This window comes from Achromobacter spanius (assembly GCF_002812705.1).
Lineage (GTDB): Bacteria > Pseudomonadota > Gammaproteobacteria > Burkholderiales > Burkholderiaceae_B > Achromobacter > Achromobacter spanius.
The window spans coordinates 4,529,553-4,544,676 of the sequence record NZ_CP025030.1; the positions used below are offsets into that span (position 1 = coordinate 4,529,553).

The following is a 15,124-nucleotide window of genomic DNA, read 5'->3' on the forward strand; positions in this document are numbered from 1 at the left end:
AAAGCCTCACGGTCAGGCTGGCGGGGCACTGGGCAAGGGCGGTAAGCTTCGCCCCATCGCTCCCCAGGCCCGAACCAGGAAACGCCATGTCCTATATGTTGCTGATCGTTGAACCGGTAGGCCAGCGCGCACAGCGCACGCCCGAAGAAGGCCGCGAGGCCTATGCGCAGATGGTGCGCTACGCCGAAGGCCTGAAAAGCCGCGGCCTGCTCGTCAGCGCTGAATCATTGAAATCCGAATCCGAAAGCGTCCGCCTGCAAATCCGCGATGGCGAACGCTCGCTGATGGACGGGCCGTATGCCGAAGCCAAGGAAATGATCGGCGGGTTCTTTCTGTTGACCTGCGACACCCGCGAAGAAGCGCTGGCCCTGGCCGCCGAATGCCCCGCTGCGCAGTGGGCAACGGTAGAGGTCCGCGAACTTGGGCCCTGCTTCCTGTAGGGCGAGGCTTGCTCCTGGCCGGCCACGGCAATTTAGGTTGCACTCGTGACTGCATATTCCTAGAATGCATGCATCGAATGCATCAGGAGCGCTCGCATCATGCCCATGTTGACCGTTAGAAATATCTCTGAAGAAGTGCACCGCGCGCTGCGCGTGCGCGCCGCCCAGCATGGCCGAAGCACCGAAGCCGAGGTCCGCGCCATTCTTGAAGACGCCGTCAAGCCTGAAGGGCGCGTCAAGCTGGGCTCGTTGCTTGCGCAGATCGGCCGCCAGGCCAAGCTCACCGAAGAGGAAGCCGCCTTGTTCGACCAACGCGACAAGGCGCCCGCCGCCCCACCGAGGTTTGAATGATTCTGCTGGACACCAATGTCATTTCGGAACCGCTGCGCCAAGCGCCCGCCGACGCCGTCATCGAATGGATAGACCGGCAGCCCTTGGAAACCCTGTTCCTTTCCGCCGTCACCGTCGCTGAATTGCGGTTTGGCGTCGCCTGCATGCCAGTGGGCAAACGGCGCGACGCCTTGCATGGCGACCTGGAACAGCGCGTGCTGGCCTTGTTTGCCGGGCGCGTCCTGGCTTTCGACACCGCCGCCAGCCTGGAATACGCCACGTTGATGGCGCGCGCGCGGGCTTCGGGCCAGTCCATCGGCGGGCCAGACGGCTACATCGCCGCCACCGCCGCCGCGCACGGCATGAGCGTGGCCACCCGGGACATTGCGCCCTTTGAAGCCGCGGGCGTTTCCGTCATCAACCCTTGGGGCGCCTCGCACCCGCCGCACTAGTACTTACCCTGATTTCGTGACAGTCCTGTCGATCTGACCGCCTTCCATTCGTCGTCCCCATACAAGCCCCCGAAGATTCACCCCGGAACGGGCGGCGAAGTCCCACTCCAAGGAGAGACTCGGATGCGTTTCATGATGATTGTGCGGGCCACGCCCGATAGCGAAGCCGGCCTGATGCCGGACGACAGCCTGCTTGCCGCGATGGCGACCTACCACGAGGCGCTGATGAAGGCCGGCGTGCTGCTGGACGCCAATGGCTTGAAGCCCACGTCCCAAGGCTGGCGCGTACAGTACGCGGACGGCCAACGCCAGGTGGTGGACGGCCCTTTCGCGGAAACCAAGGAACTGATCGCGGGCTACACCCTGATTCAGGTGCGCTCGCGCGAAGAAGCCATGCAATGGGCGATGCGCTTTCCGCAACCCTTCCCCGGCCAGAACTGCGCGATTGAAGTGCGCCAGTTGTACGAACTGGAAGACTTCGAACCCAGCCAGCAAGTGGAACGCTTTCGCGACATTCCCGGCGTCAGCCACTGATACTCAGGAGACAAGGCCATGCACAAACAGATTTTCGTCAACATCGCCATCAGCGACATGCAGAAATCGCAGGACTTCTTCAAGAAGCTGGGCTTCACCTTCAACCCGGATTTCACCAACGAGCAAGGCGCCTGCATGGTCATCAGCGATGACATCTACGCCATGCTCCTGACGCGCGATTTCTTCCAGGGCTTTACCGGCAAACCGCTTGTGGACGCCAAAGAGGCTACAGAAGTCCTGATCTGCCTGTCTTGTGAAAGCCGCGCCGAAGTCGACGACCTGGTCGCTCGCGCACGCGCGGCCGGCGGCACCGTACCGCGCGAGCCGCAAGACCACGGCTTCATGTACGCGCACGGCTTCGAAGACCTGGACGGCCACATCTGGGAACTGGTCCACATGGCGCCCGGCGAGGTCCCCGCGGCATGACGCAGGCGGCCACGCATCGTGCCATCGAGGCGGTCTGGCGGATCGAGGCCGCCAGCGTCATCGCCGGCGTCGCGCGCCTGGTGCGCGACGTCGGGCTGGCCGAAGAACTGGCGCAGGACGCGCTGGTGACCGCCCTGGAACGCTGGCCGCAGACCGGCGTGCCGGACAACCCGGGAGCCTGGCTGATGACCACCGCAAAAAACCGCGCCCGCGACCGCCTGCGGCTGGATGCGCTGCACAGCCGCAAGCACGAGCAGATTGGCCATGAACTTGAAGCCTTGCACGCGGATGTAGAACCCGACTTTGTCGACGCCCTGGACGCCGCGCGCCAGGACGACATCGGCGACGACCTGCTGCGCCTGGTGTTCACCGCCTGCCATCCGGTGCTGTCCACCGATGCCAGAGTGGCGTTGACGCTGCGCCTGCTGGGCGGGCTGTCCACCGCCGAGATCGCCCGCGCGTTTCTGGCATCTGAATCCACCATTGCCCAGCGCATCGTGCGCGCCAAGCGCAGCCTGACCGCCGCCAAGGTGCCGTTTGAAGTGCCCGATGCCAAGGACCGCGCCGCGCGCCTGACGTCGGTGCTGGAAGTCATCTACCTGATTTTCAATGAAGGCTATTCGGCAACATCAGGCGACGACTGGATGCGCCCGGCGCTATGCGACGAAGCGCTGCGCTTGGGCCGCATCCTGGCCGAACTCACGCCTGACGACGCGGAAGTACACGGCTTGGTGGCGCTGATGGAACTGCAAGCCTCACGCCTGCATGCGCGCACGGACGCGGGCGGCAAGCCGGTGCTGCTGATGGACCAGGACCGCAGCCGCTGGGACCCCTTGCTGATCCGGCGCGGCTTGGTCGCGTTGACCCGCGCCGCCGCGCTGGGCGGACCGCCCGGCCCCTATGCCTTACAGGCGGAATTGGCCGCCTGCCACGCGCGCGCGCCCACGCCGCCAGACACCGATTGGCCGCGCATCGTGGCGCTTTACGACGCGCTGGTGCAACTGACGCCCTCGCCCGTGGTCGCGCTGAATCGCGCGGTGGCCGTGGGCATGGCGTTCGGGCCGCAGGCGGGGCTGGTCCTGGTCGACGCGCTGGCCAGCGAGCCCGCCCTGGCTAACTACCACTGGCTGCCCAGCGTGCGCGGCGACCTGCTGGCCAAGCTGGGGCGCAACGCCGAGGCACACACAGAATTCGAACGCGCGGCCGGCATGACCCGAAACGCCCGCGAACGCGAGCTGCTGTTGGCGCGCGCCCAGGCGATGCAGGCGTAGGTGATTCCTGGCTAGCCGATGCACGCCCACGCGATGCGCGCCGGGCCGAAGGGCCGACAACCCTGCGCCGTGCTTAAATTCCAAGCATGGGTTCCCTGCCTGCCGCCTTTTCCGCTTCCGACGCCGATGCCGACGCTTCCGTCTTGACGGGGGTGCCGGCCGCGTTCGACCATCCCAACGACCGCGCCGAATTCCGCCGCGCGGCGCATCAGCCCGGCGTGGAGCTGTACCGCGCCCACATCATCCGCCACGCCTTCGAACCGCACACGCACGAAGCCTATGGGCTGGGCGCCATCGAATCCGGCGTCGAACGGTTTCGCTATCGCGGCGCCGATCACCTGGCGCCGTCAGGCTCCGTCGTGCTGATGAACCCCGACGAACTGCACACCGGCCGCGCCGAAACGGAAGGCGGCTGGCGCTACCGCATGGTGTACATCGACCCCGACGTGGTGGCCCGAGTGTCGGGCGAAGCCGGCTGGTGGTTCGACACGGCCGTCGGCCATGACGCCGCCGGCGCACAGCGCGTCACCGCCCTGCTCGACTCCTTGTGGCAGGCACATGAACCGCTGGCTTTCGATAGCGCGCTCTACACCCTGCTCAGTGAATTCCGCCGCCACGCCCAAGTGCCGCGCGATGCGCCGTCCGAGGGCGCGCCGCGTTTTGCCCCCGTCGTCGACTACCTGCGCGCGAACCTGTCGCGCCGCCTCACGCTGGATGAGCTGGCAGCCGTGGCGGGACTGAGCCCCTTTCATTTCCTGCGGCGCTTTCAGTCGCACTACCACGCCACGCCCCAGCAGATGCTGATGGCCTTGCGGCTGTTCGAGGCCAAGCGGCTGTTGGCAATGGGGATCCCGCCCGCGCAGGCGGCGCTGGCGGCCGGCCTGACCGACCAGGCGCACCTGACGCGGGCGTTTTCGCGCCGCTACGGCGTCACGCCCGCCCGCTATCAGAAGCAGGTACGTGGGTAGGCCCGGCCACACCGCAGACCAGAAACAGGCGCGGACGTAAGCCCAAGCACGCCGCGAACCACACCGCAATCTGGTACAAGATTTGCCCCGCCCGCGCCGCTAGACTGCCCCCCATCGATACGCAGGAGCATGGCATGTGGGCAGGAACCCTTTACGCGCTGGCCGCCGGCTTGATGTGGGGGCTGGTGTTCGTGGGGCCGTTGTTGTTGCCGGAATACCCGGCCGCGCTGCAATCGGTGGCGCGCTACCTGGCGTTTGGCCTGATCGCGATGCCGCTGGCGTGGCTGGACCGCAATCGGTTGCGGCAACTCCGCCGCGCCGACTGGATCGAGGCGCTGAAACTGGCGGCCATCGGCAACCTGCTCTACTACCTGTGCCTGGCCAGCGCCATCCAGCGCGCGGGCGGCCCCGTGCCCACGATGATCATCGGCACGCTGCCGGTCGTGATTGCCGTTTGCGCCAACCTGCGCAACGCGCGCCGCGACGGCAAGCTGCCATGGAAGCGGCTGGCGCCATCGCTGGCCCTGATTGCGCTGGGCATTGGTTGCGTCAACCAGGTAGAGCTGCAAGCGCTGCGGCAGGACGCCGACGCCGACTTGTCGCGCTACGCCGTGGGCGCCCTGCTGGCGCTGGCCGCCGTCGCCTGCTGGACCTGGTATCCCCTACGAAACGCCGACTGGCTGCGGGCGCACCCCGACCGCAGCCCCAGCACCTGGGCCACCGCGCAGGGCGTGGCCACCCTGCCGCTGGCGCTCGTGGGCTACGCGGCGCTATGGGGCGGCATGGCCGCTACCGGCAACCCCTTCGACATGCCGCTGGGACCGCGCCCCGACGTATTCCTGGGCCTGATGATCGCCATCGGCCTGTTCGCGTCCTGGCTGGGCACGCTGTGCTGGAACGAAGCCAGCCAGCGCCTGCCCACCGCCCTGGCCGGCCAGCTTATCGTTTTCGAAACGCTGGCCGCGCTGGCCTACGCCTTCATCCTGCGCGGCGCCATGCCTCAACCGCTGACCTTGGTCGGCATCGCCTGCCTGGTGGTGGGCGTGCTGCGCGCGGTGCGCGTCAAGCCGGTGCCAGTGCCTGCGCCCAAGCCACTACAAGTGGGCCGCCCGCACTCGCCGTAGACCGGCCGCGATGACCAAGCCGCCTAGCGCCGCCGCCAGCACCACATATGACGCCGCCCCCCAGCCAAAACGGTCGATCACCCCGCCCACGGTGACCGGTCCGATCACCTGCCCCAGGTTGCTGCCCTGCATCACCAGCCCGACCGACGCCGCCGTCAATGCGGGGCGCGGCGCGACCAGTGGCGCCGTGCCCAGCAAGGTGGCGGGTATCAGCCCGCCGACCGCCGAGAACAGCACGCACAGCAGAAAGGTAGGCATGGCGGGCAGTACGGACTGGAAGATCAACAGCGCCACCACGCCCATCGTGGCGCTGGCGCAGGCGATCAGGGTGGATCGCCGCCAGCCGCGAGCCAGCAGCACGCCCGCGCCCAGGTTGCCGATGATGTTGGCGGCGCTGGCGATGGCGCTGTACAGGCCGGCTTGCGCCAGCGTCAGGCCCAGTTGTTCCATCAGCAGCACGGGCAGGAAGGTGAACAGCGCGAAGAACATCAGGCTGTAAAGCGTGAACGACAGGGCCAGCAATACCGGCCCGGCCGCGCCCAGCGTATCGACGCTGTCCTGCCGCATGCCGCGCCAAGACAGCGATGCCGAGGTCGTGGATTCCCCCACGGGCACCAACGCCGCCACGCTTGCCAGCGCCACGGCCACCGCCGCACCCGCGCACCACCAATAGGCCTGCCAGTGGTCGAACGCCTGCGAGGCCAGCATCGCGACGGCCATGCCGGTCGGCATGTAGCAGCTCCAGAGCGCAAAGGCGAAATCCCGGCCGGACGTTGACACCATGCGCTGCAAGGCGGCGGGGCCGGCCACGGTGATCATCAGAAAACCCAGGCCCTCGATCACGCGCGACGCCAGCAGCAGCCCATAGCTGGGCGCCATGGCGCCCATGGCGGTGCCCAGCGCCGTGGCCAGCAAGCCCAGCAGCAGCATGCGCCGCGCACCGAAACGCGCGATCACCCCGCCAGCGGCAATACCACCCACTACGCCCAATAGCGAAAACACCGCCGTCAGCGTGCCGATCGACGCCAGGTCCAGGCCCATGTCCTGGCGCAACAAAGGCGCGGCGATGATCACCTTGCCCACCTGCAACGACGCCACCACGCCCGCGCCCACAATAGCCAGCACCCCGGCCCAACGGGTTTCAACCTGATTCATTGCTGCCTCGATACCCATGCGATGGTCGCCAGCATGCCCGCTGAAAGCGATCTTGAGAAGTGATAATTTTTCGATGAAAATGATCGACGGAATAGATCACTGAGTCGATCAGCGATTCGATCACTGAATGGATCACTGAATCAACCACCGAATCGATCAGCGGTTCGATCACCGATTCGATCAGCCCGTCGCATCAAACAAATAGCCGATCAGCCCCGCCCGATGATAGATGCCCTGACCCTGGACCAATTGCGCGTGTTCGCCGCCGTGGCCGATGCCGGCAGCTTCCGCGCGGCCGCCCGGCGCCTGTCCCGCGTGCAATCGGCGGTCAGCCACGCCATCGCCAATATGGAACTGCAATTGGGCGTGACGCTGTTCGACCGCACCGGCCATCGCCCCGTGATGACGACGCAAGGCCAGGCGCTGCTGGCCAACGCCCGTGACATCCTGCTGCGCGTGGACGCCATGCGCGCGCGCGCCCAAGGCATGGGCACGGGTGTCGAACTGGAATTGTCTCTGGTGGTGGACACCCTGTTTCCCATCGCCACGGTGGGCGCGGCGCTAAAGACCATGCGCGACTTGTATCCCATGGTGGCCACGCGCGTGGCGGTCTTGCCGCTGGGCGGCCCGATTGATGCGCTGCTGTCGGGCAGCCATACGCTGGGCATCATTGCGGGCGAACACTTTCGCCATCCGCGCATCACCGTGCAGGCCTTGTCGTCGGTGCAGATGGTGGCCGTGGTCGGCGCCGGCCATCCGCTGGCGCGGCACGCGACGGGCGACGCCACGTTAGGCGCGTCGGAATTGGCCGATCACTTGCAGATCGTGCAGTCCGATCCGTCCAGCTTGAGCGAGGGGCGCGACTTTGCGGTGCTGTCGCCGCAAACCTGCCGCGTCAGCGGCCAGGACACCAAGCATGCCTTGATTGTGGCGGGCCTGGGTTGGGGCCGACTACCGCTCTGGCAAGTGGAGCGCGACCTGGCCGAAGGCCGACTGGTACGCCTGCCCACGCAGAGCCTGGGACGCGGCAGCCAGGTCGCCACCGAGACGTACCTGGCGCACCGCATCGACATGCCGCTAGGTCCAGCCGCGCGCGCGTTTGCGGAAGCGCTGAGGGCCAGCGCCTAAGCATTGCGCCTACGCATTGCACCCAAGCATCGCGCCTACGCGCCAAGCCGCAAGCTCCGCCTGCGACACCTATCGCCCCCTAGGCCTTGCGATCCCCCCGCGCGGGCGCTTGCGCGTAGCTCACCCCCATGCCGGCGCGCACATCGTTCTGAATGCCGTAAGGCGCAATCGGATAGCGCAAGCCGTTGGCGGCCAAGGCCTTCATGCCTTCGATGGCAATCGGCAGATAGCGCGGCGGCAACGCCATCAGCATTTCTTCATCCGGCACACCGCCGTAGCGGCGTTCGGCGAAGCAGGGCAAGGACAAGCTCGGTTCGTCCGTGGCAAGCGCCCGGCCCCAGGAATCCGCACAGGCGGTTTCGCCCACCACGCTGAAGTCAAAGCGCCGATAGTTCTTCCACTGCAAGCCATTGATAAGAATGATCATCTGCCCCGGCGTGGCATACACCAGGCAGATGTCGGGCGGGTCCAGCCGGCCCGAGGCCAGCGGCGACACCACCATGCCCCGGTACTTGCCCGCCGGCACACAGGACAGCGCTTCCTGGCGTGCACGCGCGTCGGCTTCAGTGGCATGCCACACGCCCACGTACTCCTTGCCGCTTTTCCAGGCTTCGTCCTGCGGGCCAAGACCTATCACCGCGCGGCATTGCGACCCGACAAGATCATCGCCCGTGATGCCCACCGTCCAGCCCAGCCGCGCCGCCATGCCGACGATCTGGTCGGTGGTGTGCGTGGCTTGCGGCCGGCGCAAGCCCTTCACGCCGGCCATGTCCGCTTCGTTCTCGAACAGCTTCATGCCGATGACCGTGGTCTTCAAGCGCAGCAGCTTGTTCAGGTCGTCCACCAATTGCGGCCAGTTCAAGGCCGCGTCTTGCGTTGTCTCTTCCATACCCGTCCTTTGGACTGTTATGCGCGGCGTCTGCCGCGATGGGAATTCGTGCCGGCGAGTTGGCTGGGTGTTTACCGCGAGTGACCGCGGGTTGAGCGCGTATCGACCGCGTGTTGCCCAATCGCTGACGAGGCATAAGCATGCACCAATCCGCCGGCGCGTGAAATATGCAGAATTGGGGTATGTGGTATCCCATGCCTGTATGGACCGGGGACATGGGTGACACATGTTCGGGGACATGGGTAACACATAGGTTTTTATCCTATTGGCGTGCTCTGAGGTCGATCTGTTGAACAATTTTGTACAGGAAGACGACATCAAGCACGCCGTCTTGCGAGGAGGGTCTGACCGCGACAGGCAGACCCGCCATTCCCTCTCCGACGAAGACGACGCGTCCGTTCACAATGATCTGCCCTTTGGTCCTGACCTTGAGCACTCGATCGCCCGGCTCGTATTCGATCGGGGGCAACGAGGCAGGATAGCGACGAGGGCTAGGTCGATATCTCGACAGGGGCGGCATCTGCCCCAACGCCTGGTGGGGCCGGACGTGGTTGTACTGTTCACGCCACTGATCCATGGCTTGCTGGCAGTCCAGCAGACTGCTAAACCCCCGGGCCTGGATCAACTCGCGCTTGAGCGTTCGATGCAGGCGTTCTAGCTTGCCTTGGGTTTGCGGGTGGCGAGGGCGACTGTGGCTGATACGCACGCCCAGCCGCATGAGCCAAACCTCCAGGCCTGTCAGCCCCAGGCCGCGCACCGATGCCCAGGATGGGCCGTTGTCCGCGGTGATCCGTTCGGGCAATCCGTAACGGCGAAATACGGCCTTCAGGTGCTGCTGCACAGTTTTGCTGCGCTCATCGCCACAAGCCTGGATGCACAGGGCGTAGCGTGAGTGATCGTCCAATAGCGTCAGCGGATGGCACCGTCCCTGACGCGCGTCGGTCAGGGCAAAGTGCCCCTTGAAGTCCATCTGCCACAACAGGTTTGGCGCCTCATGCTCAAAGCGCTGGTTCGCCAGCCCGACGTTCGAGTCCTCGCCTTGGACCCGATAGCCATGTCGTCGCAAAATTGCCGAGATGGTACTGGGCGCGGGCGCCGTAGTCGGCCCAAGCAGCGCCCGCAACTTGCGAGGCCCCCAGTACGGGTAACGCTTGTGCAGGTCGATCACCTGCGCTTCGATTTGCTCACACGTGCGCCCAGGACTATTGCCTGGCCTGCGAGACAGATCTTGCAACCCAGCCTGGCCGTTCTGCTCGTAGCGGCCCAACCACTTGTATGCGGTCTTGGCGCTGATATCGAAACGCCGGCAAAGCTCCCGCACATTGCTGCCCGGTTGCAGGGCAAGCTGAACGAACTCCATTCGGCAGGACATAAGGCTTGACTCCTTCCACGGCATCGCTCGCTCCTAAAAACGACCATACCGTGATGCTAGAAGTGTTACCTATGTCCCCGAACACCCGTTACCCATGTCCCCGGGCCATACACCATGCCTTTGATCCATCGTGCTTGCGGCAAGACGGCGAGTCGTCGGTGCGGCGACTTGCATTTGGCGGTGCGGCGCTTTGCATTCGTCAGGGCGGAGCTTTGCATTTGGCGGTGCGGCGCTTTGCGAGTCGTCGGTGCGGCGTTTTTGTGGCGGTGGTGCGTGATGGGTTTCGCGCGGTTGAAACCGGGGTTCGCGGGGCGACGTCACCGCGCTCCACCCATCCTACGTAGGATGGGTGGAGCGCGCGAAAGCCACGCCGCGCAAACCCATGGTTCAACGCGCGCAACCCATCATGTCTTGTTTGCGTCACAGCGCATCCAGACTGGCGCGCGCGTCGTCCGCCACGCGCCGCCCCGCTCAACGAAACGCATCCACGCCCCGCATCAGCGCCGCCGCCATGGTGGGCTGGCGCAACTGCTCCAGCCACCACTTCAGCGCCCGGCCCTCGTGGCCGCCGCGCCACGCCAGGTACAGCAGGTTAGGTTCACGCGGGGTCTCGGTCGCCATTTCCAACAGTTCGCCGCGCGCCAGCAAGGACGCCACACGATGGCGCGGCAACCAGCCCACGCCCAGCCCATCGCGCTGCGCCAGGATCTTGGCGCGCATGCTGGGTACGGCCAAGACCGGCTGCCCGCTGACCCTGCCATAGCCGCGCGCCGCCGCCCCGCGCGACGTGTCCGCCACCACCACCGCGCGGTGCTGCTGGATCTGGTCTTGCCGCAAGGGTGTTTTCAGCTTGGCCAGCGGATGGCGCGGCGCCACCGCGAACAACCACTCCATCTCCCCCAATTGCGCCCACTGAAGATTCGGCATAGCTTGGGGCTCGTTCGTCGCCCCCACGATCAGGTCGGCCCGGCCCTCGCGCAGCGCTTCCCACGTACCGCCCAGCACCTCGTGCGTCACGCGCAGGCTGACCCCGGACGCCAGCTTGTCGAACGCGTGGATCAAGGGCAGCATCAGCTCGAATTCCAGGATCTCGTCGCTGACAATATGCAGCCTGTCTTCCCAACCGCTGGCCACCTGCTTGACGCGTTGCGTCAGCCGCGACACGTCCAGCATCAGGCGGGCGGCTTCGTCGGCCAGCAGTTGGCCGGCCGGCGTCAGTTGCAGCCGGTAGCGGCGGCGGTCGAACAGCAGCACGTCAAAACGTTCTTCCAGTTGGCGGGCGGCGTGCGACACCGAAGATGGCGCGCGGCCCAGTTTCACCGCCGCGCGGGACAGGCTGCCGCTGTCCCGGATGGCTTCCAGCAGTGCCAGTTCATTGGTCGTCAACATGTGCGATTCCTTCGAACGTGTTCGTCCGAAAGATCGTACGACAATGCGCCCACCCAGGCGCAACATGGCTACACCTTATCGAACGACTCCCAAGGAGATCACCATGAACCGTTTTGAACACAAGACCGTATTGGTCACCGGCGGCACCAGCGGCATCGGCCTGGCGGCCGCGCAAGCTTTCGCGGCCGAAGGCGCCCGCGTCATCGTCACGGGCCGCGACGAAACCGCGCTGGAAGCGGCGCGAGTCACCCTGGGCGGCAATACGCTGGCCATTCGCAACGTGGCCGGAGCGCCGGGCGCCTCCGCTGCGCTGGCCCAGGCGCTGAAAGACGCGGACGTGCGCCTGGACGCCGTCTTCGTCAACGCGGGCATCGCCAAATTCGCCACCTTGGCCGAGGCCACTGAAGACCTTTGGGACCAAACCTTCGACACCAATATCAAGGGCGTGTTCTTCCAACTGCAAGCCCTGGACCCGCTGCTGAATCCGGGCGCGTCCATCGTGCTGAACGGCTCCATCAACGCCCACATCGGCATGCCCGCATCCAGCATTTACGCCGCCAGCAAGGCTGCGCTCATCTCTTTGGCCAAGACCTTGTCGGCGGAACTATTGCCACGCGGCATCCGCGTGAATGTGGTCAGCCCCGGCCCGATCTCCACCCCCATCTACGGCAAGCTGGGCCTGGACGCGGCAAGCTTGGAAAAGACGGCCGCCGGCATTCAAGCGCAGATCCCGCTGGGCCGCTTCGGCACCCCGCAGGAATTGGCCTCGACCGTGCTGCATCTTGCCGCCTCGGAATCCGCGTTCATCGTGGGCACCGAGATCATCGTGGACGGGGGAATGAGTCAGCTTTGACTCATCATCGCTGCCCCCTCTGCTACGTCCCGATCGAACGCAACGCGCGCTGACAGATGCGTTCGGTCGCGGCGGCCGGCTTGCCCGTCAGCCATCGCGCGCAGACTTCGCGCCCCCAGGCGGGCTGGTCTTTGCCGGCGTCGTTCAGCCAGTTGGCCACCGAATCCTGCACATACACCGAGGGGTCCGCGCGCAACGGTTCCAGCAAGGGCAGCGCCATGGCGGGGTCGGCTTTAAGCGCCGCGATGTGCGCGCACCAGACACCGCGCGGGCGCAGGCATTCGCTGGCAAAGCGGCGCACGCGCTCGGACGGGTCTTGGGTCCAGGGGCGCAATGCCTGGATGGCCCCCGGCAGATCCACCGCCAGGCGCGGGCGCACCGCCAGCCATGCCCATTCGCGTACGCCGAAATGCGCGTCGTCGGCCAAGGGGCGGATCCGCTCAAGCCGCGCACGCAAGGGCAAGTCCGGCCGTGCGCCGATGACAAAGCAGGCCCAGCCGCGCACGGTGTCGGACGCATGCGCGGCAAGCTGCGCTTCGCAATCGGCGCCCAATGCTTCCACCAGCAGTTCGGCGGCCAGCGCCATGCGTTTGGAGATTCCCAGCGCCGACTGCGCCTGCATCCGCGCGATGGCCTCGTGCCCGGCTTGCGGGGCCGCCGCCTGCATCAGCGCCGCGAAATCTACCGCCAGGCATTCGGTCAGCGTCGTGGCCGGCGCGCCCGCGTTCAGTTGCGCAAGCCGCGCGGCGGGGATGTCCTTGACGCCACGCCCGGTGGGCTTGGCGGTGGAGACCTTTTTGGAGGTCGGCATGTTGGCGGAGGGTGATTTGGCAATGGGTGATCTGGCAGTACTCATGACTGCCTCTGCGCGATAGCGGCGCGGCCGGCATCGGTGCCGCGCCAGACGCGCGCCAGCAATCCGCTTAGTTGTGTCTTGTCCGCCGCGCTCAACTTGCCGAACAGCGACGCAATCCAGGCCGTGTGCTCGTCGAATAATTGCGCCGCCGCCGTCTTGCCCTTGGGGGTCAAGGTCACCATGATCTTGCGGCGATCGCCCTGGCCCGCCTGGCGAAGCACGTAGCCGTCCCGCGTCAAGCCATCGAGCAGGCCCGTGATGGTGGCGCGCGTCACGCCCGCCCCGTCCGCCAACTGATGCGGCGACAAGCCATCGGGCTGCTCGTGCAACAGAAACAGCAGCACGAACTTGCCTTCCGACAATTGCCGGGGCGCCAGGCGCGCCGCGCAATCGCGGTCGATGGCATTGGCCAGCGACAACAACTGAAAGCACAGTCCGATATCGTCGGCCGAGGCCAGGCCGCGCCGCGCGGCTTCGTCCAGCAGCGCGTGATGTTTGGGTTCAAGCATGGGGAGGTCGGGGGGCAAGGCGAGGTTCATGGTTCAATTCACGAGCAGATAGTAAGGCACCTAATCATAAGACGGCAAGCGCGGGGGTTGCCCGTTGAAAATTGCCGGGGTCCAAAGCGAGCCCCCTGCCGCTATCATCCCGATCTTCCCCTTAGCGATCCGCCCATCCCGATGATCCCTATCCTTCCTGCCCGTCTGCTACTTGGCGCGTTGGCACTGGCCGTGTTGGCACCCTGCGCCGCGCCGGCCGACGCCGCGTTGCGCACCGTTTACCGTGGCACGCTCGAAGGCGCGGGCGATGTGGTGATGGAACTGGATAGTGAGACGTCTTCGGGCGGCACATTGACGGGCCGATACTTCTATCCGAAGCACGGCGTCGACATCCCCTTGAAAGGCACGCCCGAGGCGTTGACCGAACCCCGCCTGTTTCAGGACCTGGCGCAAGCCGGCATCGACCCCGACACGTCGGCAGCCACCGCCGCCACCTGGCAAGGGCGGCGCGACGCCGACGGCTATCGCGGACGATGGATCGACGCGCGCACGGGCAGGCAACGCGCGTTCACGCTGCGCCGCGTGGCCCAGTACGATCCCGACGCGCTGGCGCCGAACAGCGTGCAAGCCGTTACCGACGCGATCAGCGGAGGCACGGGCAGCGGCATCGATCGCAGCGTCGGCATCAATGCCACCAACGCCCCGTACGAAACCCTGAAGCTTGCGGCTTACGCCAAACCGGTCGGCCCCGACAGCGGCACGGGCGCCGTCGCCTACCGAATGTGGCGCGATCCGCGCACCCAGTTCAGCTACCCGCGCCTGAGCCGCCACCCCGACCCGCACGTGTTGGCGCGCATCAATCACCTGCTTGAACAACGCCATTGGCAGATGAACCTGGCCGCGCTGGCTTGCATGGCGTCGGCCTATACCGACGGCAACCCCGCCGCCGGCACGCTGGGCAGCTATGACGATGAAACCATCACCGTGCAGTGGCTGTCGTCCGCGCTGATGACCGTGACCGAGTCCGGCAGCCTGTACTGTGGTGGCGCGCATCCCGACAATCATTTCGAGCCCTACACCTTCGACCTGCTGCAAGGCGGCTACCTGGATTGGAACCGCGTGCTGGACGCATACGTGCCGGGCGAAAACGGATGGCGCCAGGAAAGCCCCGCCCTGCTTGCGCTGGTGGACAAAGCGCGCGCGCCGCTGGCCGGCACAAACGTCGAGAACACGGAAGAGGCATCGCTGAAGGAATGCTCTGACCTTTGGCCCAGCTATCTGGCCTTGGGCACCCAGGCGCCGGGCGAGCTGACCCTGTCAGTCTCTGGCGTGGGCCACGCGATGGGCGTCTGCCTGGGCACGCACGCAAGCGTGCCGTTCAAGGACCTGACGCCGTATCTGGCGCCGGGCGGGCAGGCGTATCTGGTTGGCGAATAG

17 protein-coding genes are annotated in these 15,124 nt (G+C 66.1%); 11 read left to right on the plus strand and 6 right to left on the minus strand.

What is annotated here, in order from left to right; genetic code table 11:
* The first annotated feature begins 86 nt into the window (after positions 1-86).
* The 8 genes from CVS48_RS20425 to CVS48_RS20460 all read left to right on the plus strand — a co-directional run bounded on the left by CVS48_RS20425 (position 87) and on the right by CVS48_RS20460 (position 5,545).
* Positions 87-440, plus strand: coding sequence for a YciI family protein (locus tag CVS48_RS20425; RefSeq protein ID WP_100856030.1), 354 nt, complete (start codon positions 87-89; stop codon positions 438-440).
* A 99-nt stretch (positions 441-539) separates the two neighbouring features.
* On the plus strand, positions 540-791 hold the full coding sequence (locus CVS48_RS20430; protein ID WP_100856031.1) for a FitA-like ribbon-helix-helix domain-containing protein: 252 nt from the start codon (positions 540-542) through the stop codon (positions 789-791).
* Positions 788-1,222, plus strand: coding sequence for a type II toxin-antitoxin system VapC family toxin (locus tag CVS48_RS20435; RefSeq protein WP_100856032.1), 435 nt, complete (start codon positions 788-790; stop codon positions 1,220-1,222). The genes CVS48_RS20430 and CVS48_RS20435 overlap by 4 nt, the downstream gene beginning before the upstream one ends.
* Before the next feature lie 123 nt (positions 1,223-1,345).
* Positions 1,346-1,756 (plus strand): YciI family protein, encoded by a 411-nt coding sequence (locus CVS48_RS20440; RefSeq protein ID WP_100856033.1) that lies wholly within the window; start codon positions 1,346-1,348, stop codon positions 1,754-1,756.
* Between the two features lie 18 nt (positions 1,757-1,774).
* Positions 1,775-2,182 carry a VOC family protein gene (locus CVS48_RS20445; protein ID WP_100856034.1) on the plus strand — a complete coding sequence of 136 codons (408 nt, stop codon included), beginning with the start codon at positions 1,775-1,777 and terminating at the stop codon, positions 2,180-2,182.
* A complete protein-coding gene (locus CVS48_RS20450; RefSeq protein ID WP_100856035.1) occupies positions 2,179-3,453 on the plus strand; it encodes an RNA polymerase sigma factor in 1,275 nt (424 codons plus the stop codon). The genes CVS48_RS20445 and CVS48_RS20450 overlap by 4 nt, the downstream gene beginning before the upstream one ends.
* 86 nt (positions 3,454-3,539) lie before the next feature.
* Positions 3,540-4,421 carry an AraC family transcriptional regulator gene (locus tag CVS48_RS20455; protein WP_242001207.1) on the plus strand — a complete coding sequence of 294 codons (882 nt, stop codon included), beginning with the start codon at positions 3,540-3,542 and terminating at the stop codon, positions 4,419-4,421.
* A gap of 134 nt (positions 4,422-4,555) precedes the next feature.
* Positions 4,556-5,545, plus strand: coding sequence for a DMT family transporter (locus CVS48_RS20460; RefSeq protein WP_100856036.1), 990 nt, complete (start codon positions 4,556-4,558; stop codon positions 5,543-5,545).
* On the opposite strand, the gene CVS48_RS20465 is transcribed toward CVS48_RS20460, so the two are convergent.
* Positions 5,516-6,700 carry an MFS transporter gene (locus CVS48_RS20465; protein ID WP_100856037.1) on the minus strand — a complete coding sequence of 395 codons (1,185 nt, stop codon included), beginning with the start codon at positions 6,698-6,700 and terminating at the stop codon, positions 5,516-5,518. The two genes, CVS48_RS20460 and CVS48_RS20465, sit on opposite strands and share 30 nt — an antisense overlap.
* A gap of 222 nt (positions 6,701-6,922) precedes the next feature.
* Between CVS48_RS20465 and CVS48_RS20470 the strand changes: the two genes are divergently transcribed.
* Positions 6,923-7,828 carry a LysR family transcriptional regulator gene (locus tag CVS48_RS20470; RefSeq protein WP_100856038.1) on the plus strand — a complete coding sequence of 302 codons (906 nt, stop codon included), beginning with the start codon at positions 6,923-6,925 and terminating at the stop codon, positions 7,826-7,828.
* Positions 7,829-7,907: 79 nt separating this feature from the next.
* On the opposite strand, the gene CVS48_RS20475 is transcribed toward CVS48_RS20470, so the two are convergent.
* The 3 genes from CVS48_RS20475 to CVS48_RS20485 form a co-directional block, all read right to left on the minus strand.
* Positions 7,908-8,717, minus strand: a complete 810-nt coding sequence (locus CVS48_RS20475) for a DUF169 domain-containing protein (protein WP_100856039.1) — start codon at positions 8,715-8,717, stop codon at positions 7,908-7,910.
* 262 nt (positions 8,718-8,979) lie between these two features.
* Entirely contained in the window at positions 8,980-10,113 is a 1,134-nt protein-coding gene (locus CVS48_RS20480; RefSeq protein ID WP_100853105.1) for an IS481 family transposase, read from the minus strand.
* Between the two features lie 447 nt (positions 10,114-10,560).
* Complete coding sequence (locus tag CVS48_RS20485; protein WP_100856040.1) at positions 10,561-11,478, minus strand: LysR family transcriptional regulator; 918 nt, start codon at positions 11,476-11,478, stop codon at positions 10,561-10,563.
* A 103-nt stretch (positions 11,479-11,581) separates the two neighbouring features.
* On the opposite strand from CVS48_RS20485, the gene CVS48_RS20490 reads away from it, so the two are divergent.
* Positions 11,582-12,331, plus strand: coding sequence for an SDR family oxidoreductase (locus CVS48_RS20490; RefSeq protein ID WP_100856041.1), 750 nt, complete (start codon positions 11,582-11,584; stop codon positions 12,329-12,331).
* Between the two features lie 22 nt (positions 12,332-12,353).
* Here CVS48_RS20490 and CVS48_RS20495 read toward each other — a convergent pair whose 3' ends face one another.
* Positions 12,354-13,142, minus strand: coding sequence for a HEAT repeat domain-containing protein (locus CVS48_RS20495; RefSeq protein ID WP_419191473.1), 789 nt, complete (start codon positions 13,140-13,142; stop codon positions 12,354-12,356).
* A 41-nt stretch (positions 13,143-13,183) separates the two neighbouring features.
* A complete protein-coding gene (locus CVS48_RS20500; RefSeq protein WP_100856043.1) occupies positions 13,184-13,696 on the minus strand; it encodes a MarR family winged helix-turn-helix transcriptional regulator in 513 nt (170 codons plus the stop codon).
* A gap of 171 nt (positions 13,697-13,867) precedes the next feature.
* Here CVS48_RS20500 and CVS48_RS20505 point away from each other — a divergent pair, with 171 nt between their 5' ends.
* Entirely contained in the window at positions 13,868-15,124 is a 1,257-nt protein-coding gene (locus CVS48_RS20505) for a hypothetical protein (RefSeq protein WP_100856044.1), read from the plus strand.

Bases quoted from the DNA above. Each gene is read 5' to 3' on its own strand.
- CVS48_RS20470 (WP_100856038.1), top strand. From the start codon at position 6,923: ATGATAGATGCCCTGACCCTGGACCAATTGCGCGTGTTCGCCGCCGTG.
- CVS48_RS20460 (WP_100856036.1), top strand. From the start codon at position 4,556: ATGTGGGCAGGAACCCTTTACGCGCTGGCCGCCGGCTTGATGTGGGGG.
- CVS48_RS20500 (WP_100856043.1), bottom strand. From the start codon at position 13,696: ATGCTTGAACCCAAACATCACGCGCTGCTGGACGAAGCCGCGCGGCGC.
- CVS48_RS20450 (WP_100856035.1), top strand. From the start codon at position 2,179: ATGACGCAGGCGGCCACGCATCGTGCCATCGAGGCGGTCTGGCGGATC.
- CVS48_RS20465 (WP_100856037.1), bottom strand. From the start codon at position 6,700: ATGAATCAGGTTGAAACCCGTTGGGCCGGGGTGCTGGCTATTGTGGGC.
- CVS48_RS20435 (WP_100856032.1), top strand. From the start codon at position 788: ATGATTCTGCTGGACACCAATGTCATTTCGGAACCGCTGCGCCAAGCG.
- CVS48_RS20490 (WP_100856041.1), top strand. From the start codon at position 11,582: ATGAACCGTTTTGAACACAAGACCGTATTGGTCACCGGCGGCACCAGC.
- CVS48_RS20495 (WP_419191473.1), bottom strand. From the start codon at position 13,142: ATGCCGACCTCCAAAAAGGTCTCCACCGCCAAGCCCACCGGGCGTGGC.
- CVS48_RS20480 (WP_100853105.1), bottom strand. From the start codon at position 10,113: ATGCCGTGGAAGGAGTCAAGCCTTATGTCCTGCCGAATGGAGTTCGTT.
- CVS48_RS20445 (WP_100856034.1), top strand. From the start codon at position 1,775: ATGCACAAACAGATTTTCGTCAACATCGCCATCAGCGACATGCAGAAA.
- CVS48_RS20430 (WP_100856031.1), top strand. From the start codon at position 540: ATGCCCATGTTGACCGTTAGAAATATCTCTGAAGAAGTGCACCGCGCG.
- CVS48_RS20455 (WP_242001207.1), top strand. From the start codon at position 3,540: ATGGGTTCCCTGCCTGCCGCCTTTTCCGCTTCCGACGCCGATGCCGAC.
- CVS48_RS20440 (WP_100856033.1), top strand. From the start codon at position 1,346: ATGCGTTTCATGATGATTGTGCGGGCCACGCCCGATAGCGAAGCCGGC.
- CVS48_RS20425 (WP_100856030.1), top strand. From the start codon at position 87: ATGTCCTATATGTTGCTGATCGTTGAACCGGTAGGCCAGCGCGCACAG.
- CVS48_RS20485 (WP_100856040.1), bottom strand. From the start codon at position 11,478: ATGTTGACGACCAATGAACTGGCACTGCTGGAAGCCATCCGGGACAGC.
- CVS48_RS20505 (WP_100856044.1), top strand. From the start codon at position 13,868: ATGATCCCTATCCTTCCTGCCCGTCTGCTACTTGGCGCGTTGGCACTG.
- CVS48_RS20475 (WP_100856039.1), bottom strand. From the start codon at position 8,717: ATGGAAGAGACAACGCAAGACGCGGCCTTGAACTGGCCGCAATTGGTG.